The sequence below is a fragment of the Agarivorans sp. 1_MG-2023 genome, from assembly GCF_030548385.1.
Classification (GTDB): Bacteria; Pseudomonadota; Gammaproteobacteria; order Enterobacterales; family Celerinatantimonadaceae; genus Agarivorans.
The window spans coordinates 387531-407377 of record NZ_JAUOSJ010000005.1 but is presented as its reverse complement, the minus strand read 5'-3'; the positions used below and the strand labels follow the sequence as shown (position 1 = coordinate 407377).

Sequence of the window (19847 nt, the reverse complement as noted above, 5' to 3'; positions counted from 1 at the left end):
ATCAAGCAATCTGTGTGAACACGTCACAGGGACATCAGCATCATAATAAGGAGGTGATCCAGCCCCAGGTTCCCCTAGGGCTACCTTGTTACGACTTCACCCCAGTCATGAACCACAAAGTGGTGAGCGTCCTCCCGAAGGTTAAACTACCCACTTCTTTTGCAGCCCACTCCCATGGTGTGACGGGCGGTGTGTACAAGGCCCGGGAACGTATTCACCGTAGCATTCTGATCTACGATTACTAGCGATTCCGACTTCACGGAGTCGAGTTGCAGACTCCGATCCGGACTACGACATGCTTTTTGGGGTCCGCTTACTCTCGCGAGTTCGCATCCCTCTGTACATGCCATTGTAGCACGTGTGTAGCCCTGCCCGTAAGGGCCATGATGACTTGACGTCGTCCCCACCTTCCTCCGGTTTATCACCGGCAGTCTCCCTAGAGTTCCCACCATTACGTGCTGGCAAATAAGGATAGGGGTTGCGCTCGTTGCGGGACTTAACCCAACATCTCACGACACGAGCTGACGACAGCCATGCAGCACCTGTATCTAAGTTCCCGAAGGCACCAAACTATCTCTAGTAAGTTCTTAGTATGTCAAGGGCAGGTAAGGTTCTTCGCGTTGCATCGAATTAAACCACATGCTCCACCGCTTGTGCGGGCCCCCGTCAATTCATTTGAGTTTTAACCTTGCGGCCGTACTCCCCAGGCGGTCTACTTAATGCGTTAGCTGCGTTACCCACGAGTTAAACTCACAGACAACTAGTAGACATCGTTTACGGCGTGGACTACCAGGGTATCTAATCCTGTTTGCTCCCCACGCTTTCGTACATGAGCGTCAGTTTTTGTCCAGGTGGCCGCCTTCGCCACTGGTATTCCTTCAGATCTCTACGCATTTCACCGCTACACCTGAAATTCTACCACCCTCTACAAAACTCTAGCTTCCCAGTTCCAAATGCCATTCCCAGGTTGAGCCCGGGGATTTCACATCTGGCTTAAAAAGCCGCCTGCGTACGCTTTACGCCCAGTAATTCCGATTAACGCTCGGACCCTCCGTATTACCGCGGCTGCTGGCACGGAGTTAGCCGGTCCTTCTTCTGTCGCTAACGTCAAAGATATAGCGTATTAAACTACACCTCTTCCTCACGACTGAAAGTGCTTTACAACCCGAAGGCCTTCTTCACACACGCGGCATGGCTGCATCAGGCTTTCGCCCATTGTGCAATATTCCCCACTGCTGCCTCCCGTAGGAGTCTGGGCCGTGTCTCAGTCCCAGTGTGGCTGATCATCCTCTCAAACCAGCTAGGGATCGTCGCCTTGGTAAGCCATTACCTTACCAACTAGCTAATCCCACTTGGGCTAATCTCTACGCGAAAGGTGCCGAAGCATCCCCTCCTTTGGTCCGAAGACATTATGCGGTATTAGCAGTCGTTTCCAACTGTTGTCCCCCACGTAAAGGCATATTCCCAAGCATTACTCACCCGTCCGCCGCTCGTCATCTTCTAGCAAGCTAGAAATGTTACCGCTCGACTTGCATGTGTTAAGCCTGCCGCCAGCGTTCAATCTGAGCCATGATCAAACTCTTCAATCAAAGTTTTTTCGCTCAAAGTAAAAACTGAAAATTATTACTGTTAAAACAGTGCAAGCATCCAGTTCACTTAAGCTAATTTTTTCGCTTAATGCCCTGTGAGTGCTCACACAGATTGCTTGATAAATTGTTAAAGAGCGTTGCTTCGTTGCCGAAGCGAGGTGCGCATTCTACGCTTTCCTCTGTGGCTGTCAACCGCTTTTTAATATTAATTAAGAAGAAGTTTTTGAGCCGCTAATAAAGCCTCAGGCCTTACCAACCCTGACCTCGTTTCAGCCTTGCTTTGCAGCGCCGCTTGCCGTGTCAGTGGAGTCGCATTATAGGGATGCCCTTTAGGAAAGCAACCGTTATTTTGAATTTTTAACGTTTATCCAAACAAAAGTCTGAATTTGATTATTTATAAAGCAAAAAGGCGCAAATAAGTGCGCCTTTTTCAATAATTACACTATATGAGGCTTAGCTTTTGTCTTGCTCTTGTTCCGAACTGACTGAGTCTGCTTTTTTCTCAGTAGGTTTTGATGCCGCTTCTGGAGCATTACACTCTAGATCTTCTTCGTCACCCACCACATGCTCAAATCTAAAGTCCTTTACCGTGCGAATAGTATAAACCGGACCAGACACCGCATAAGCAGCAAACAAGGTAAACAAGATAACCGCTGGCTTAACGGCCACCACAATAAACACTAATACAATAAGCAGTACGGCAAAAAATGGAACTCGGCCTTTTAGGTCAATACCTTTAAAACTGTGGTACTTAAAATTACTCACCATTAGCAAGCCACTTATTACGGTAATTAAACAGGCGATTACGCCTGATTTATTTCCCGGGAATTCCATGTCTTGGGCAAACCACACCATGCCAGCAATGAGCGCCGCAGCAGCAGGACTCGCCAAACCTTGGAAGAAGCGTTTATCAGCAATACCTACCTGAGTATTAAAACGCGCTAAACGCAGAGCTGCACCAACTGTATATACAAAGGCAGCTAACCAACCAATTTTTCCTAAGTCGTGTAAGGCCCAGTTATAAACAACTAATGCGGGTGCAATGCCAAAAGACACCATATCGGCCATTGAATCGTACTCAGCACCAAAGGCACTTTCGGTATTGGTTAAACGCGCGACTCTTCCGTCGACACCGTCAAATATCATGGCCACAAAAATGGCAATGGCTGCGGCCTCAAACTGCCCATTCATGGATGCAACTACGGCATAAAACCCTGAAAAAAGACCTGCGGTGGTAAACAAGTTGGGAAGCAAGAAGATGCCCTTTTGCCTAGCACCGTCGCTAATTTTTTGTTCTGTCATTTAGCTACTCTGTGAAACTGCCTAAAAAAACTAGGGCTAAAAATAGCATATGCCCCTAGTTGTTAATAGTGATTCAAAGACAAATTGGAGTGGATGAACTATATCTTAATCAAGTGTCATCAATTTCAGAGATAGACAAACTCATAAGTTGAAAAGTTTTCGCAAATTGGTAGTAGCAAGATGAATATAGACAGATTGATCGAACATTTAAGCCTGAGTTCGGAGCAGATAAGTCAGTTTACCGAGCTAGAACAACAATACAGCCAACTCATGGACAATATGTTTGGCTTTGAAGGCGACCGCAAGCAAATGTGGAAAGCCATGCGGGACCTAGTGAAAGAAAAAGACTTGGAAATAATTAAACTGCTCGACAAGAGCCAACTCGAAACCTATCTCACCCTTAAACAAATTCAAAAACAACAACGCAGGCAAAGCTAATGTAACCCAAGGCTCATTAGCTTGCCGCGCGAGCTCTGCTAGTTAAAGCTGAGCTGTCCGTCTGTTAATTCTATGCGAATTGTTTTACCGGGTTCTATTTGCCCAGACAAAATTGCATTGGCTAATGGGTTTTCCAATTGCTGTTGAATCGCTCGCTTAAGTGGGCGAGCACCATAAACAGGATCGAACCCTGCCTGCCCTAACTTATCTAACACCGCATCACTAAACTCTAACTTATAACCTTTTTCTTCTAGGCGGGGCACTAGGCGCTGCACCTGTATCGCCGCTATTTCACGAATTTGTTCATGCGCCAGAGGATGAAAGACAACCGACTCATCGATACGGTTAATAAACTCAGGTCTAAATTGCTGAGCCAATACGTCCATTAATGCGGTTTTAATTTCTTGGTGAGTCATTTCTCCGTGGCGCTCTTGGATAATGTCGGAGCCTAAGTTGGAGGTCATAATGACCACCGCATTGCGAAAATCTACCGTACGGCCTTGGCCATCAGTTAAGCGACCATCATCCAATACCTGCAATAAGATATTGAATACATCTGGATGGGCTTTTTCTACCTCATCCAACAATATCACTGAATAAGGACGACGCCTTACTGCCTCGGTGAGATAGCCGCCCTCCTCGTAGCCCACATAACCCGGAGGGGCACCAACGAGTCGAGCAACTGAATGTTTTTCCATAAACTCTGACATGTCGATTCGAACCATCGAGTCTTCGGTATCAAACATAAACTCCGCTAACGCTTTACATAGCTCAGTTTTACCTACTCCCGTTGGACCTAAAAACAAAAAGGAACCAATTGGGCGGTTGGGATCAGATATCCCAGCACGACTACGACGAATAGCATTGGAGACAGCTTCTACCGCTTCACTTTGGCCAATCACTCGGCCGTGCAGCTGTTGCTCCATGCGCATAAGTTTATCGCGCTCACCTTCGAGCATCCGATTCACCGGAATACCCGTCCAGCGCGAAAGTACATCGGCAATTTCAGCGTCAGTAACTTTATTGCGCAGCAAGCTCATGTCTTGCATTTCGGCCTGAGAGGCTAAATCTAATTGGCGCTCTAATTCTGGTATCCGACCATATTGCAGTTCGGACATTCGATTTAAGTCACCAGCACGCCTGGCAATATCCATGTCTAAGCGCGCTTGCTCTAAATCAGCCTTAATATGTTGAGTTCCAGACAACGCCGCTTTTTCAGCTTTCCATACTTCATCTAACTCGCGAAATTTGTGCTCTTTATCTACTAACTCACTGTCGAGTAGCTCTAGTCGCTTAACACTAGCGCTATCAGACTCTTTCTGCAGCGCTTGACGCTCCAGCTTGAGTTGAATGATTTTTCGCTCAAGTTTGTCCAAGGCTTCTGGTTTGGAATCGATTTGTAAGCGAATGCTTGAAGCCGCTTCATCAATCAAGTCAATCGCTTTATCGGGTAACTGACGATCAGAGATATAACGATTTGACAAACTTGCAGCAGCCACAATCGCTGGGTCGGTAATTTCTACAGAATGATGCAGCTCATAACGCTCTTTCAAGCCACGTAAAATGGCAATGGTATCTTCCACATTAGGCTCTTCCACCAGCACTTTTTGGAAACGACGTTCTAGGGCTGCATCTTTTTCTATGTATTGGCGATATTCATTTAAGGTAGTCGCGCCCACACAGTGGAGCTCCCCTCGCGCTAATGCTGGTTTAAGCATATTACCCGCATCCATTGCTCCATCGCCTTTACCTGCCCCCACCATAGTGTGCAGTTCATCGATGAACAAAATCACTTGGCCCTCTTCTTGAGAAAGCTCATTAAGTACCGCTTTTAAACGTTCTTCAAACTCACCACGATATTTAGCCCCCGCCACTAACGAGCCCATGTCTAAAGACAAAACGCGTTTGTTTTTTAAGCCTTCTGGTACTTCATGATTAATGATGCGCTGCGCTAAACCTTCGGCGATGGCGGTTTTGCCCACCCCAGGTTCACCAATAAGCACTGGGTTATTTTTAGTGCGGCGTTGCAATACTTGAACAGTACGACGAATTTCATCGTCACGGCCAATCACCGGATCTAGCTTGCCTTGTTCGGCGCGCTCAGTGAGGTCGATGGTATATTTTTCGAGTGCTTGGCGCTGATCTTCGGCATTCGGGTCGTCGACCTTTTGGCCACCGCGCAATTTTTCAATGGCTTTGTTAATGTTTTCTTTATTCGCGCCCAACTCGCGCATGATGTCGCCAAGCTTACCTTTGTCTTCGGTTACCGCTAAGAAGAAAATTTCTGACGAAATGAATTTATCTTTACGCTTTTGCGCCAACTTGTCACAGAGATTAAGCAGCACCACCAACTGATTGGATAGCTGCACCTCTCCACCTGTGCCTTCTACACGAGGCAGTTGCTCTAGGGCTTGAGATAGTTGTGAGCGTAAGGCGCTGCCTTCAATGCCAGCTTCTACCAACAGTGGTCGCAAAGATGCTGCGTCTTGATTCAACATGGCCGACATTAAGTGTACCGGCTCAATAAATTGGTGATCTCGCCCAAGCGCAAGCGACTGAGCATCAGAAATGGCTAATTGAAATTTGCTTGTGAATCTATCTAGGCGCATGTGGCACCTCCACTTGGATAAGCTATTAATGATTATGTGGGATTGAAAGCAAAAAAAATCAAGATATCAGGCGCTAAATATTAACGTTCAACACCAAATCTGTGAACTTTACGGTTTATTCAGATAACCAAATGGCGGCAGCCATACGACCAGTTTGTCCCTCACGTCGATAAGAGAAGTAATGCTGTGGATGGCTATAAGTACAGATACGCTCAGAATAAATAGCGCCTAGTCCTAAAGCCTGTAACCGTTGCTCGGCGAGAGTGAAAATATCGGCGTAATATTTATCGGCTTGAGAAGCTTGAGTAAACGCGCTGGCGGCCCTAGCGTTGTGTTGCACAAAACGCTGTTTTACCTCTGCACCCACTTCAAAAGCCTGAGGGCCAATAGCGGGTCCCATCCAAGCCATAAGCTGCTGCGGTTCTACTTGCATTTTTGCGACGGTTTTTTCCAACACTCCATCTACCAAGCCTCGCCAGCCGGCATGTGATGCTGCTACTACAGTTCCTTGCTGGTCGCAAAACAATACCGGCAAACAATCGGCGGTCATCACTACACATGCAGCACCTGAACTGGCAGCAATACTGGCATCGGCTTCGCTAAGTACATTGGCTTGGTCACTGGCATCGACGACTCGAGTACTGTGTACTTGCTTAAGCCAGCATACCTGCTCGGGCATAGACATTTGAAAATTCGTGCGATTGCTAGTTACCGCAGCAAGCTCATCGCCAACATGGTCACCCAAGTTATACGAATCAAAGGGCACTTGGCTCACTCCCGCTACACGATCGCTGTAAACAGCAACCACGTTTGCGGGGCAAGGCCAATTCACCGAGTGCTTAGCCAAGCTCTAACCCAAATCAGGATTGAGTTTATGATCCGCTCGCAAGGCGTCAGCAATATCAAGCATATCTTGCGGAACCGGCGCATGCCATTCCATCATTTCGCCAGTAATTGGGTGCTCTAAACGCAACATAACAGCGTGCAGAGCTTGACGCTGAAAACCGCGCATAGCAGCAATCAGTTCTTCACTTGAGCCTTTAGGCAAACGCAAACGGCCGTAGGTTTGGTCACCCAATAGCGAGTGGCCAATATGGGCCATATGCACGCGAATTTGGTGAGTACGACCAGTTTCTAAGCGTAAGCGAATACGGGTATGCTGGCGAAACTTCTCGGCAACACGGTAATGCGTAGCCGCAGGTTTACCTGAGGTAACAACTGCCATGTGGGTACGTTTAGTGGGGTGACGGCCAATAGGCTCTTCCACCAAACCGCCGGCTGTCATAGTACCGGTAGCAATGGCTTCGTACTCACGAGTCACTAAGCGTTTTTGCAAAGCATCCACTAAGTGAGTTTGAGCGGGTACGGTTTTAGCCACCACCATCAAGCCAGAAGTGTCTTTATCTAAGCGGTGCACAATACCGGCACGTGCTACCTCAGCAATAGATGGGTATAAATGCAACAAGGCATTAAGCACCGTACCGCTGTTATTGCCAGCCCCAGGGTGAACAACCATGTTAATTGGTTTGTTAATCACTAGAATATCGTCATCTTCATAAACAATATCTAGTTTGATGTCTTCAGCTTTCGCTTCAACAACATCTTCTAACACGGTATTTAAGACGATTTCTTCACCGCCCACTACCTTTTCCCTAGGTTTTACCTTAAGTTCGCCATCCAAACGAACACACTCCCCTAATATCCATTCTTTAATTCGAGAACGAGAGTAATCGGGGAACAACGTCGCTAATGCTTGGTCTAGGCGGGCGCCTGCAAGCTCTTCGTCGACGATTGCACGCAACTCTAATTGTTGACTCATCTTAGGTTTTACCTCTGACAGGAAGGCCAAAACGGGCTATTGTAATCATTCTAAAGCTAAAGCATAGAAGAAAATGGTTTGTTAGACGCTGCTCCCACTATATATATCACTCGGCGATTGACGGTTTAAGTGGCATAGAGGATACTGTTTGCCCATTATTTACGGTGAATGGCGTAATACTTTTAGCAAGTGCAGAGTATTGTTATCGGGCCATCACATAAACGATTAAGACGATTTTTAGCTCATGATGCGCGTTTACAAGCAAACAATTTCAGTAATACTTCTCGGCCTTGCGCTGAGCGCCTGTTCTTCGTCGAAAGAAAAGCCGAAGATCCCAGACAAGCCCGCTTCAGAGCTTTACGCCGAAGCACAAACTGCAATTAACAACGGTGCGTTTACCGATGCTGCAGATAACTTAGAAGCATTAGATACTCGTTACCCATTTGGCCCTTATTCAAGCCAAGTACAACTTGATCTTATCTACGTTTATTACAAGCGCAGTGATACTGCGATGGCACTTGCGAGCAGCGAGCGTTTTATTCGTAACAACCCCACGCATAGCGCCTTAGACTACGTGTATTACATGCGCGGTTTAACCAATATGTCAGCAGATTACAATTTGTTCCAAAGTGTCGTAGGTATTGATAGGTATGACCGCGACCCGAGTTTTTCTCGTCAAGCCTTTAACGACTTTAGCACGCTAATTAACCGCTATCCGCGCAGTGATTATGCGCCAGATGCTAAGCAACGTATGGTTTACTTAAAAGACAATTTAGCTCGTCACGAAGTGGCTGTGGCACGTTATTACATCAAACGCGAAGCATTTATCGGTGCGGTAAACCGCGCACGTTACGTGATTGAGAATTTCCCAGATACGCCTTCAGCACGAGATGCTCTAGAAGTCATGGAGCAAGGTTACAAGGCTTTAGGTGTGACAGACAAAGTGGAACAAACTGCACTAATACGCAGCGCTAACTAAATAACTTTCAGAAATAAAAAAGGCGAGCTTAGCTCGCCTTTTTTATTGGCTATAAATTAAATAGCATCTTCGTTTTCTTCACCGGTACGAATACGGATAACACGGTCTACATCGCGAACAAAGATTTTACCATCACCGATTTTACCGGTTTGCGCAGTTTGTACGATAGTTTCAATACAGCGCTCTAGATCATCTTGCTGAACAACAAGTTCTAGTTTCATTTTAGGTAAGAAATCTACTTTGTATTCAGCGCCGCGGTAAAGCTCGGTATGTCCTTTTTGACGACCAAAGCCTTTTACTTCTGTAACCGTCATACCAGTAATACCAATTTCAGCTAAGGCTTCGCGAACATCATCCATCTTAAATGGCTTGATAATTGCCGTTACTTGCTTCATTTGTACTTCCTTATTTTTATCATTTTGTTGAGTCTGTATGTTGTTTACTTTAAGCCAAGCGCAAGCAAGTAACAACGGCGTAAAGCAAGCTTGGTCGGCAAAACTGCACAAAAAGTGTCAATTATTGGAATTAGAGTGATGCTTAATAGGCTGTTTGTTAAAGTTTTTATGCTTTGCTTGCGTTAAATACGCTTTTCCTCACTTAATCTAGGTGAAACGCGCTAACGCTGAAAAATCGAACAACTTTAACTCATTGCTAGCTTAATGCTCAAATTTCCCAACAGCATACCTTTATACTTTGAATGCCGCTAAGCTCTGGCCTTGCTCATTCGCAATGGCCGCAACTTGGTCAGACTGTACCGATAACTCGTCGATTTGTGACTGACGCAATTGGCTTTGTTTTACCAAATCATCGACCGCTTGATTAACATGATGACTCGCTTGATTTTGCTCAGCAGTAGAGCGGGAAATATTAACAGTTTGCTGTCGCACAGTAGCGACGGCTTGCTCAATATCATTCATTGCAATAGATAAATGCTCACTCAATTGCTGAGTTGATTGCATCTCGTTCTGACAAGAGGCCATCGACTCCCGCGCTTTATTGGTCGCATTATGCAGTGTATTGATCATTTCACTAATTGAATCGGTTTGTTCACGGGTTTGCCCCGCCAGTTTACGCACCTCATCCGCAACCACCGCAAAGCCGCGCCCATGTTGCCCTGCTCTAGCCGCTTCTATGGCTGCATTTAACGCCAGTAAGTTAGTGCGTTCTGCAATACTGTTAATCACTTGCACTACTTCACCCACTTGGTCTACTTGCTGATCTAACTCACTCATTCGTTGCGAGTTACGTTGCATTTTGTCGGCCAAACCTTGTAGGTGCGTACTAGTACTCTCTAGGGTTTGCTTACCTTGTTCTGCCAACTCTGCAGACAACTGACTATCTTGTTCGGCATCATTACCGGCGTTTGCAATGTCTCCCATAGTGGTATCCATTTGCACCACAGAAGAAGCGATTAGGGCTATTCGATTTTCTTGCTCTACTAATTGCTGTTGCTGGCTGTGGGCTATATTAGCACTAGCTTCAGCAGCTTGTTTAAGCTCGATACCCCGGGCGCGGAGTTGAGCAATGTTACTGCGGTTATGCTCGCTGGCTTGGTTAAGCCAACTTGCTAACTGCCTAAATTCTCGAGGACTAGACACAGGGCAACTATGAGTAAAATCACCTTGTGAGAGCTTATGAATAGCTTCGCCTATTTGTTTAACACGGCTGCGAACCAAACGAACAATGACTATACACAAACCAACAAAAACCATAATACCTACCGCACTCAAGGCCAATAACAAACGCTGACTATGCAACATAGTTAACTGCGTATTCTGGGTGGCATTTTCGATAATAGTTACACCTTCTGCTAGTAGCTTTTCTAAATGCAATTGCAGAGTATCGAGCGGTTCAGACAAGCTGGATATATCTTGTTGAATAGCGAAATTTAGCTGTACTTGCTTTGCTTGTAAGCCAAATAATCCAGCCTCGATGACAGCACCTTCAAGTATATCAATGGCCATAGACACACTGGGGTAGTCAGCCAATTCAGGATTGTCTTTAAGTAAAATATTGTAGTTAAACCGCAACCTTGAAATGTAACTTTGCATCTGCTTTAGCTGGGTTTGCGCATTATTTGGATCTTGAGTGGTAACCAGTTGCAACTGAGCGTTCATTAAACTGGCCGCATCAGCAATAAACGCGTCATAGGCCATTTTAGATTCCGCGATATCGGCAAACAATATTGGCACTAATCGAGACATTTCATCGCGCGCAGAACCCATAGCATAAAGCACCAAACCTTGACTAGATACAACCTCATTCTGTACCTCTAAACGTTGCTCGACACGAGTAAGCAAACTTTGCATGTCTTGGTCTAGCTTCGCCACGCTCTCTGCTATACGCGTTTGATCATCGTCGAGTAAATCTAAGCCTTGGCTAAAGTGAGTAAACACACTTAGCGCCGTCACTAAGGTGTTTAACTCAGAATCAAACAGCGCTCGCTGCTCGGCAAAGGTCTCAGGATTTTGGCTACTAATGGTATTTCTTAACTGGCGGTCGAGCTGCAATGCCGCTCTGTCAATTTGCGCAGCCAGCTCTGCAACGGGCAAGGCTTGTTCATCAAGCTGCTTAAAAGAGTGGCTTAGCTGATTCATTCCCCACAATGCAATCATCACAATACCTAAGGCAATGGCAAACTGCAGAGCCATCGATAAGGCAAGTTGATGTACCAAAGTGAGTTGATTCTTGAAGGGCTGTTTTAAAAACATATTTAGTTACCGCTGGAGATCCGCGGCCATTTATAGGGGAGCTTTATGACATTTTTATTAACCCCACTAAGACATGATAATAATCGTACAAAGGCTTGATTAAAATTTGCCAAAGGTGGCAAATAGGCAAATAGGCAATAAAAATCATCTCAACGTGAACAGGCTCATGCACAAAAAAAGCAGCCAGCCTGTGAGGGTATACACTTATAGAATCAATACTCTTTAAAGCAACCGAGCGTTTAAATGAAACAAGCTGGTTTTACTCTTTTGGAACTCATGATAACCATTGCCATCGCGGTTATTTTACTTGGAGTAGGTGTGCCCAGCATGAATGCACTCTTTCAATCAATGGCGGCCGATGCCTCTACCAACCGTATGATGCGAGAGGTTCGTTTTGCTCGCAGCCAAGCCATCAATCTAAACCAGCGGGTGGTGGTATGTGCGTTGCAAATCAACAATAGTGACTGCGGTGGAAATATGAATGCAGGATTAACTGTATTCGCCGACGACAACAGTAATGGAAAATTAGATGCAGGCGAAAAAGTATTGTTAGCTGCCGAGCCATTTTCCGATGCGGGAAATACCAGCTTTAAAGGCTCTGTCACCTCACTATCTTTTGCCAGTGATGGGCTTATTGCAGGTAACTCTGGTAGCTTATATTTTTGCTCTAATGACAATCAATATATAGACGGCGTTGTGGTATCAAAAGGCGGTAACATTCGCTTTGTTGTTGATAGCGAAAAAAACAGCTGCCCAATTTAAACCCCAAAGGCTGTTAATATTGCAGTTCAGCAAAGCGTGTATTGGCAATATCATAGCTAAAGCTATCATTAAACCCAACACATTCAAATTCAACAATACCGCCAAGCTTTTGAACCGTGGGCTGGTGCTCGGTATATCGCCTTTTAAGTTCCTCGCTAATCGCATCGAGATTACTCAAACCTTTAGGACTAGCAATAATGACTTGGTCCATACCATTGCTCCCCGCCATATAACATTTAACCGTTTTGCCCCAACTGCTTGTTGCAGACAGTGTAAGCACCAAAAATATAAGTAATTTATTCATATCATCACCAGCAATCAGCATTCACATTTCCCTGGGCATCAAGCGCAGTTTTTGCCCCTTCGTCATCCATAGAAAAACTTCGGCAATCTTTATCTGCAGTACTTTGAGAACCCTGAGCAGTTGCTTTTACCGTGAAAGTGCTGCTCGCTGACGAAGTCGTTAGCGTAATAGAGTAATAGGCATTTTCGGTGTTGTAGCTGGTTGCGCCGGAAGCGGCCATACCCAAAGCAGCCAGGGTAGATGAGTACTCCGCATTATCGGCATAATATTGCTCTTGAAGTACCGCCAAAGTAGCCAGTTCTTTCATCGCTTCAGTGCGGCGAGATTCAGCCACAAACGAAGTATATGCGGGGTACCCCACCGCCGCTAAAATAGCCACAATGGCCACTGCAATCATTAACTCAATCAAGGTAACGCCGAGTATTGAACGTTTCATTTAGCCCTCATCAAAGTAAAAATAGATTTGTTTGGGACTCATATCCATATTGGCTTCACGTGAGCCTTCTCGACACGAACCAGTTTGCTCACAGGTATGCTGCTGGTCTTCGTCTTCATCATCAAACTGCAGGTCTTCGCCAGGGTCGCCCCCAAATACACGAATCACCGACTCACCAGATTCGTCTTCTCCTGAGTGAATAATCAGATCATCCGGTACCTTGTTATCTACATCGTAGTAACGGCTATGATTGATACTGGTGCCAATATGCATACTGACACCGTAAGTGCGCCCAGTACCAATTGTAGGAATGGTACAGGTGGCTGAGTTGGTGGTTTCTGGAATAAAAGAGGTGAAATACAAGTCGCCGCCTAGTACTAGGGCTGCCCCCAAAGATTTCTCACCATCTTCAACAAGGTTATGTACCCAGCCTTTAGACGCCCCTAGTGCAATAAGCTGAGTCTCTATTGCGGTTTCATCAGTTAAGCTACCGATAGGGTCACTGGTTATGTTGTACAAATCACTACTCGTAATTGCAATCGGCTGCTCGTTGTCATCCAAGGCCGTGAAATTTGTCGATTGCACGTTATAGTCTCTAAACATATAGAAGCGATTGTTTACCCCATCAGGGTCTTTGTCACTGACCGGTTTAGTTCGGTCTCCTGTGCCAATTAATACCGCATCATAAGGGATCTGCTGGGAGTCGGTGATAGTGACTTGGTCACTGCCTTGACCAGTGGTCACCCGAGTAAGCTTTTTGAGATAGGTTCTTACAATTACCGGTTCAGTGAAAAACTTCCTCTTATCGGTAAGCACAGAGTCATCGCTAATCTTGGCCAAGGCCGTCATCTTCCAGTTATCTTCGTCGTTAGAATGTAAGTCTACCCGCCAAAGCTGACCGCTCATATCACCAAAATACAAACGATCAATGTTGCCATCACCGTCGCTGTCTAAACTGGCAACTTTTGCTGGGACGCTATGTGTTAGCCGATCATCTTCGCTATTGGTTAGGCTCCACACTAAGCTGCCATCTAATGCATCTACAATAAAAACGCCTCGCCCTTTGTCATCTATAGCAGGATTGCTTAAATCTTGGTTTACGTCATAACCAGCACCAAATATCACTACCGGATTAGTGTGCCCCGGAACATAACCAACAGTAGGTTGCGACCAGCTTTGACCCAGCTCCGACATTCCAGTGCTAGAACTGTCAATCTTCCAAAGCATTTTGGGTAAATCGGGGTTAGTAAGGTCCATGGCATAATATGCATCTCCCCCTCTGCGCAAGCCAGTAAATACCAGCACCTTATCGCCGCTAGTGCTGTACTTACCATCATTATCGGTATCTTTTAAGAACACTGTAGGTGTTCCATCCACCCCGTAAACATGTTGCGAACTGGCAATATTATTTCGCAGGGTTAACTGCCGGCCTAAAAGCTCATAAGGAAAGAAAGCCCAACTTTCTGTAACGCTAGACCCCGAATCCTTAAACATATGCATTGCACCACCATTGGTCCCCACCAATATACGAATATCCATGTCATCAGGGTCGGTACTACTCGCACTGGCCCCACTACGCAGGCCATAATTAATCACTAATGGTCGAGAATGCAGTGGGTCGCCCATCAAATCACTGCGAATAGTTGTTAAGCTATCGCCATCATCATTGTCAATGTCACTGCCTCGTATCCAATTAATGTGATCAGATAAAGCGGTTTCCACCACCCCAAGATGATTAGCTAAATTGGCACTAGTGCTTGCTCTGGAGACAAGGTTAGTTGAGTTAAGGTTGGCGAAATTGCCACTATTGCTTTGATTGAAATAAACCATGCGAGCATCGTTACTGGCTAAGCTATCGGCCACCCCACCAAGCTCAACATTGTTTCCGTCTTTTACAGAGGACCAAAAGGTTTTCGCTTCATCAATAATCGAACCGTCAGCACCAATTGCTGGATTACCATTTTGATCCACCATGTAGCCTTCAGCAGAGAGTTCGAGTTTCTTCAGGTTTCCTCGCCATCGTGGGGTTAGCGAAGGTTTAAACATCGCATAATAAACCCTATCTAGCGTTCGAGTGCGGTCGAAGTTATTGCTAGTCACCGCAGGAGAAACCAGCGATGAGTTTTCTTCGTAGATACCGATCAGTGCTTGGCGCAATGCCGACTCCAACTCCACCCCGCCCTCTGCAGGGTAAAAACGACCCTCAGCATTTTCGGCCGTGGCAATCAACATCGCAGAGCCACCTTCGATAACATCTTCACCAAAACCAATAGTAGAAATTTTAGCGTACTGGCGCCCATCTACATCGCCATTGATGTCATTGGTATTCATCCATTTGGCCAGTACTGGTAAATATGAACTGGCGCGATTGTCGGTTTCTCCAGCGTCTGGTTCTTCACCATATTTTACTGGGGAGCTCCAAGTACAAGCACTAACAGTAGCCGCACCATCACACCCTGCCACACCGTTAGTATTAATTGGCAAACTGCCTACATTGTCATTTTCTTCAGCATCAACGGTTGGTGTCCCGTCTGTGATATAAATAATGCTAATTGAGCTATCACAGCCAACTTCGTAAGGTGTTATGTAACTGCCCGAAGACTCGATAGAGGTATCGCGATTATTAGCCCCATTTGGCCCCTCTAGGCCATACACTACAGTTTCTCCGGCAAAGTAACGCTTGGCTTCCATAAGCGTCTCAACGAGAGGTGTGCCGCCATCGGCATCAAGCTCAACCACGTCAGTAATCAAACCATCGTTATTATCCGCGGCTTGAATCCTTCTAATCACTCGGCCACCGTGGTTAGATGTATTAAATACCATCAAACCAAAGCTCACGCCGTTAATAGTATCGAGCGCATTAGCCAATGCTTCTTGAGCAATCTCAATTCGTGGCCGCGTAGTTGTGGCGTCTGAATGATGATACCAACGAAGATAATTGGCGCTATATAAGGTAATTAAGTAGCCATCATCAAAGCTATCTTTGGTGGTTTGTTCTGCATCGGTTTTATTCAGTGTATAAAAATCATCAGTATTATTAGAAGCACCGTTGATGGGGTAACCTTGAGGTGCATCAACATAGGAATTGTTACTTTCTCGATATTGGCCAGGATTAATAGTGGATACCACTTTATCAACAAAACTGCCGTCTGATTCTTGAAGTTTAACGGTAAATGATCGTGGATCACCGCTCTCATCCAATAAACGACCATCACTAGCATCACTGACTAACTCATAGTCATCCATACAATCAAGCACGGTGTAATTAGCACCGTTGTTCAGCCGAACATTATCCCAAGATCCAGTGCCACCTTGTACCCGATGCTCACGAAAATAGCCGGTAAAAATGCCATTTTTAGCAAGCGCTTCGTATGAGGCTGCACAGTTGTTAATGTCCCAAATAAATCGGCGGTCGTCGTTCGCACCCGTAGGGATATATGAGCCATCTACACCATTAACTGTAAAGTAGATAAAGTCGTTATCTAAACTATTTTGTGAGCTCACCGCAACGGGATAATCTTGGTAACTCAGGTCGCCACTGCTGTCGCGATTGTAGCCTTGGCGGGTAGTAATATTCCATGCCATACTGCCAGAGGTATCAAAGATAATCAGTACTTTAGGATCAGCAGAACTCAAGCTATTAAAGTCGAATAGAAACAATTCAGTGTCGTCTGCCCATACAGGGCAAGTTACCGACATTGTGCACAAACAGGCAAGCAGCCCCGACCTTAAATGACCATTCATCTGCTCTCTCCTTTTATGTATTGATTTGGCTTATCAAGTGCAGTTTATGATTCACAATATTGGCTGCTCTATGCCCGCTGCGATGGATGTGGATGCTCGATTAGCCTTTCCATAATTTTTGGTTGCATCAACTCGAATATAGCGACACTGAGTAATAGCGTTGTTGCTGCTAGCACTAAAGCTACGGGCGCATACGCTATCTACGGTATGGATTAAGGTGCCGCTCGCCCCAGTAACCATTGTAGATACCGCCATCGACGCCGATGGCGCCATCGAACCAATAACGCCTTGTAAGTTTGGCTCCCATATCAACTGATTCATTTCTCCCTCTAGGGAGTGCTCTGCACCTAAGCGATCGCCCATTGCCGACACGACTTTTAAGCCTTGGTTAGCGGCGCTTAATAACACTCCCCCTAAAAAGCTTAAAATAAGTAAGAACAACATGGCGACAAACAATGCTGCACCTTGTTGGCGAAAGTAGCGAAGGCCGTGATTCATTAATACACCATATTCCTAAGTGACACGACTGACTCAAATAGGGCCCGACGATAATGATCGTTAGCGGCTGCTACCGATACGTCACCCAACTCATAGCTGTTTTCATTAGTATAGTTTTGATCTTCGGTTAAAGAGCGCACCAGTAAAAATACCTTCGCACCAATGACTCGCCCTTCACTCCACTGCTGGGGAGAAACGTTGCTAGCAGCCACAAAATCGTTAATTACTCCGTCTTTACTGGTGTCAGTATCCACGCCAAGCAATACCCGCATCCGCTCAATTCCCTCCACCAATGGACCTGAACCGAGTATTTGCATGCCACTATTGTTATCTAGGTACAACTGGCGTAACACTGGCAAGCCTGATTGCGCACTAACGTCTAAGTAATAAACAATGTGTTGATACTCCCAAACCTGTCGCCCTGGCATGGCGGCTTCAGTTGGCCAAGTATCATCTTTGGTGAAGATTTGTGAACTGGCTGTGTTTGCAGCAAAATAATAGCGGTCCTCGTCTAAATCCGCAGCACTTTGTATTGGAGAGCCAATAACTCGCTTTATACCAATAACATCAGAATCGGTAATCAAATCACTGCGCGAGCTTACGCAAGTGTATTGCCCATCCAGTGAGTTAGCGGCATTCACTTGACCAACAAACAAAGCACTAAAACGGCCATCGGTAGATGGAAACGAACCTTCGGGGGTGGCGCTAACCCAATCAATAATGCAATCGTTAGCGGCGCTTATATCGGTAGCAAGGAGTGTAACACCGGAGCCACGCACCATAGGATTGCCGGTATACTCGCCAAAAAATCCCACCATGCGTAAATCTCGAGTGATTAGATGCATAGCAATACGACCACTCTCCATCATTTGTTCACTGTGATAGGTAGATTCGGTGGTACGTTGCGAAGCGACTAAAAAGCTGCCAATGCCTGCGGTAAGAAATAAGCCAATCACAATCGCAATCAACCATTCAATGAGCGTGAAGCCGCGCTGGTTAAATGGCTTCATGAATTGACCCTAGTATTTAACGCCATTTTCCGACGTTTATCGGACTGAGCACCACAGTTAGCGGTGACCGAGTTAGCGCTGGTAATCCCGCTAAGAGATTGCCGAGATAACCAAGTGACAACTACCGTTAAGTCACCGTTAGCGGCTAACAAAACGCAACCATTAGGTTTCACTAGTCCGCCTTTTGTGCCCGCAGATTTAGCCAGTAATCCATACTCCCAATGGTAAAGATCGTAGTTAACTACATCGGCTAAACTGCAGTCGGCCATTAAACCGCTATTTTCCGCGCAGGTAGGCTTGGTTCTTGCTGTTTGACCTTCACCAACAGTGACGGTTGCGGGGTTATTCGCTTGCCAAGCAATATGATTTAAGCGCACGCGTTCAACCATGTCTTCGGCTAAAAGCATCGCCATAGTACGTTGATGGGTTTCAAAACTTGAACGTTTAGCAACGGCTTGCATAGCAACTACTGCCAGCAGTCCAATAGCCAAGATAAAAGAAGTGATAACCACTTCAATGAGGGTAAAACCGCTTTGGTGAGGTTTTGAGTAGATATGCATCGCTATCTACCTATTCTTAACACTTAAATAATGTTCGATAGGGGTAACCTAAAGAGTTGACCAAGTCTTTAGGGTATAGCGCAAAAAAGAAGGCTATGCCTTCTTTTCTAGATTAAATGAGAGATAACTCAATTAGTTAGTTTGAGTGACTCGTAACTCAGCAGGAACTTCAAAAATGGTGTTTTCTTCACGCCCCGGGTTTTCTACAACAGTCACACCGCCCATGGCTTTTAAACCTGATACTACTTCTTGAACCAGTATCTCTGGGGCAGATGCTCCAGCGGTTACACCAACCTTACTATCATCATTAAACCACTGGCAGTTAATATCGCTAACGCCGTCAATCAAGTAGGCTGCCGCACCCGATTTTTCAGCTTTTTCTCGCAGGCGATTTGAATTAGAGGAGTTTTTAGAACCCACCACTAATACCACATCAGATTTCTCGGCCAAATCTTTTACCGCGTCTTGGCGGTTTTGGGTCGCGTAGCAAATATCATCTTTACGTGGACCTTGAATATGCGGGAAGGTTTCTCGCAAGGCATCAATAATGGCAGAGGTATCGTCAACTGATAAGGTGGTTTGCGTACAGTAAAAAAGTTGATCTGGCTTTTTAACACTTAAGCTGGCGACATCGTCTACTGTTTCTACTAGGTAAATCCCGCCATCAGCGTTGTCGTATTGGCCCATGGTGCCATTTACTTCTGGATGACCATGATGACCAATCAATACACATTCGATGCCTTTGCGGCTAGCACGAGTAACTTCCATATGCACTTTAGTCACTAGCGGACACGTTGCATCAAAAATCTTTAAGCCACGCTGTTTAGCTTCAGCACGCACCGCTTGGGATACGCCATGAGCACTAAAAATACAAATACTGCCTTCTGGTACGTCGCTAAGTTCATCAACAAACTCGGCGCCGCGTTTACGCAGGCCGTCCACCACATAGCGATTGTGAACCACTTCATGGCGAACATAAATAGGCGCGCCGAACATTTCCAAAGCACGTTCTACAATAGAGATAGCGCGGTCAACACCAGCACAAAAACCACGAGGATTAGCTAACAGTATTTCCACTATCGATCC

The 19847-nt window shown here is 45.7% G+C and carries 16 protein-coding genes, 1 rRNA gene and 1 pseudogene; 4 read left to right on the top strand and 14 right to left on the bottom strand.

Going from position 1 to position 19847, the window contains the following annotated elements; translation table 11 throughout:
- Positions 1-46: 46 nt before the first annotated feature.
- Positions 47-1589, bottom strand: a 16S ribosomal RNA gene (locus tag Q4592_RS10165).
- A gap of 453 nt (positions 1590-2042) precedes the next feature.
- Positions 2043-2891 carry a CDP-diacylglycerol--serine O-phosphatidyltransferase gene (pssA, locus tag Q4592_RS10160; RefSeq protein ID WP_303512480.1) on the bottom strand — a complete coding sequence of 283 codons (849 nt, stop codon included), beginning with the start codon at positions 2889-2891 and terminating at the stop codon, positions 2043-2045.
- Between the two features lie 180 nt (positions 2892-3071).
- Here pssA and Q4592_RS10155 point away from each other — a divergent pair, with 180 nt between their 5' ends.
- On the top strand, positions 3072-3329 hold the full coding sequence (locus tag Q4592_RS10155) for a hypothetical protein (RefSeq protein ID WP_137674925.1): 258 nt from the start codon (positions 3072-3074) through the stop codon (positions 3327-3329).
- Between the two features lie 38 nt (positions 3330-3367).
- On the opposite strand, the gene clpB is transcribed toward Q4592_RS10155, so the two are convergent.
- The 3 genes from clpB to rluD all read right to left on the bottom strand — a co-directional run bounded on the left by clpB (position 3368) and on the right by rluD (position 7757).
- Positions 3368-5938, bottom strand: coding sequence for an ATP-dependent chaperone ClpB (gene clpB, locus Q4592_RS10150; RefSeq protein ID WP_303512479.1), 2571 nt, complete (start codon positions 5936-5938; stop codon positions 3368-3370).
- 115 nt (positions 5939-6053) lie between these two features.
- A complete protein-coding gene (pgeF, locus tag Q4592_RS10145) occupies positions 6054-6785 on the bottom strand; it encodes a peptidoglycan editing factor PgeF (RefSeq protein ID WP_303512478.1) in 732 nt (243 codons plus the stop codon).
- Between the two features lie 3 nt (positions 6786-6788).
- Positions 6789-7757: a 23S rRNA pseudouridine(1911/1915/1917) synthase RluD gene (gene rluD, locus Q4592_RS10140; protein WP_303512477.1), complete on the bottom strand. Its 969-nt coding sequence runs from the start codon at positions 7755-7757 to the stop codon at positions 6789-6791.
- Between the two features lie 244 nt (positions 7758-8001).
- On the opposite strand from rluD, the gene Q4592_RS10135 reads away from it, so the two are divergent.
- The gene (locus Q4592_RS10135; protein WP_137674921.1) at positions 8002-8736 is read left to right on the top strand and encodes an outer membrane protein assembly factor BamD; all 735 of its coding nucleotides are present in this window, start codon (positions 8002-8004) and stop codon (positions 8734-8736) included.
- A gap of 56 nt (positions 8737-8792) precedes the next feature.
- Here the strand turns inward: Q4592_RS10135 and Q4592_RS10130 are convergent, their stop codons facing one another.
- A complete protein-coding gene (locus tag Q4592_RS10130; RefSeq protein ID WP_137674920.1) occupies positions 8793-9131 on the bottom strand; it encodes a P-II family nitrogen regulator in 339 nt (112 codons plus the stop codon).
- A gap of 291 nt (positions 9132-9422) precedes the next feature.
- Positions 9423-11447, bottom strand: coding sequence for a methyl-accepting chemotaxis protein (locus Q4592_RS10125; protein WP_303512474.1), 2025 nt, complete (start codon positions 11445-11447; stop codon positions 9423-9425).
- Positions 11448-11690: 243 nt separating this feature from the next.
- Here Q4592_RS10125 and Q4592_RS21810 point away from each other — a divergent pair.
- Positions 11691-11759, top strand: a pseudogene (locus tag Q4592_RS21810) (prepilin-type N-terminal cleavage/methylation domain-containing protein); the annotation flags it as partial.
- A gap of 15 nt (positions 11760-11774) precedes the next feature.
- A complete protein-coding gene (locus Q4592_RS10120) occupies positions 11775-12209 on the top strand; it encodes a GspH/FimT family protein (protein ID WP_303512472.1) in 435 nt (144 codons plus the stop codon).
- Positions 12210-12222: 13 nt separating this feature from the next.
- Here the strand turns inward: Q4592_RS10120 and Q4592_RS10115 are convergent, their stop codons facing one another.
- The 7 genes from Q4592_RS10115 to ispH all read right to left on the bottom strand — a co-directional run bounded on the left by Q4592_RS10115 (position 12223) and on the right by ispH (position 19838).
- Positions 12223-12534, bottom strand: coding sequence for a hypothetical protein (locus Q4592_RS10115; protein ID WP_303512470.1), 312 nt, complete (start codon positions 12532-12534; stop codon positions 12223-12225).
- Positions 12518-12949 carry a type IV pilin protein gene (locus tag Q4592_RS10110; RefSeq protein WP_303512469.1) on the bottom strand — a complete coding sequence of 144 codons (432 nt, stop codon included), beginning with the start codon at positions 12947-12949 and terminating at the stop codon, positions 12518-12520. The genes Q4592_RS10115 and Q4592_RS10110 overlap by 17 nt, the downstream gene beginning before the upstream one ends.
- A complete protein-coding gene (locus Q4592_RS10105) occupies positions 12950-16693 on the bottom strand; it encodes a pilus assembly protein (RefSeq protein WP_303512467.1) in 3744 nt (1247 codons plus the stop codon). It lies immediately after the preceding gene.
- A gap of 51 nt (positions 16694-16744) precedes the next feature.
- A complete protein-coding gene (locus Q4592_RS10100; RefSeq protein ID WP_303512465.1) occupies positions 16745-17191 on the bottom strand; it encodes a hypothetical protein in 447 nt (148 codons plus the stop codon).
- Positions 17191-18201 (bottom strand): PilW family protein, encoded by a 1011-nt coding sequence (locus Q4592_RS10095; RefSeq protein ID WP_303512463.1) that lies wholly within the window; start codon positions 18199-18201, stop codon positions 17191-17193. Before Q4592_RS10095 ends, Q4592_RS10100 begins: the two co-directional genes overlap by 1 nt.
- Complete coding sequence (gene pilV / locus Q4592_RS10090; RefSeq protein WP_303512462.1) at positions 18198-18761, bottom strand: type IV pilus modification protein PilV; 564 nt, start codon at positions 18759-18761, stop codon at positions 18198-18200. The genes Q4592_RS10095 and pilV overlap by 4 nt, the downstream gene beginning before the upstream one ends.
- A 132-nt stretch (positions 18762-18893) precedes the next feature.
- The gene (gene ispH, locus Q4592_RS10085; protein WP_303512460.1) at positions 18894-19838 is read right to left on the bottom strand and encodes a 4-hydroxy-3-methylbut-2-enyl diphosphate reductase; all 945 of its coding nucleotides are present in this window, start codon (positions 19836-19838) and stop codon (positions 18894-18896) included.
- Between the last annotated feature and the right edge of the window lie 9 nt (positions 19839-19847).

Coding starts and splice junctions, on each gene's coding strand:
- Q4592_RS10130 (WP_137674920.1), bottom strand. CDS start 9,131: ATGAAGCAAGTAACGGCAATTATCAAGCCATTTAAGATGGATGATGTT.
- Q4592_RS10125 (WP_303512474.1), bottom strand. CDS start 11,447: ATGTTTTTAAAACAGCCCTTCAAGAATCAACTCACTTTGGTACATCAA.
- Q4592_RS10105 (WP_303512467.1), bottom strand. CDS start 16,693: ATGAATGGTCATTTAAGGTCGGGGCTGCTTGCCTGTTTGTGCACAATG.
- pilV (WP_303512462.1), bottom strand. CDS start 18,761: ATGCATATCTACTCAAAACCTCACCAAAGCGGTTTTACCCTCATTGAA.
- Q4592_RS10120 (WP_303512472.1), top strand. CDS start 11,775: ATGAATGCACTCTTTCAATCAATGGCGGCCGATGCCTCTACCAACCGT.
- Q4592_RS10100 (WP_303512465.1), bottom strand. CDS start 17,191: ATGAATCACGGCCTTCGCTACTTTCGCCAACAAGGTGCAGCATTGTTT.
- pssA (WP_303512480.1), bottom strand. CDS start 2,891: ATGACAGAACAAAAAATTAGCGACGGTGCTAGGCAAAAGGGCATCTTC.
- Q4592_RS10115 (WP_303512470.1), bottom strand. CDS start 12,534: ATGCTGATTGCTGGTGATGATATGAATAAATTACTTATATTTTTGGTG.
- Q4592_RS10155 (WP_137674925.1), top strand. CDS start 3,072: ATGAATATAGACAGATTGATCGAACATTTAAGCCTGAGTTCGGAGCAG.
- Q4592_RS10135 (WP_137674921.1), top strand. CDS start 8,002: ATGATGCGCGTTTACAAGCAAACAATTTCAGTAATACTTCTCGGCCTT.
- Q4592_RS10110 (WP_303512469.1), bottom strand. CDS start 12,949: ATGAAACGTTCAATACTCGGCGTTACCTTGATTGAGTTAATGATTGCA.
- Q4592_RS10095 (WP_303512463.1), bottom strand. CDS start 18,201: ATGAAGCCATTTAACCAGCGCGGCTTCACGCTCATTGAATGGTTGATT.
- clpB (WP_303512479.1), bottom strand. CDS start 5,938: ATGCGCCTAGATAGATTCACAAGCAAATTTCAATTAGCCATTTCTGAT.
- rluD (WP_303512477.1), bottom strand. CDS start 7,757: ATGAGTCAACAATTAGAGTTGCGTGCAATCGTCGACGAAGAGCTTGCA.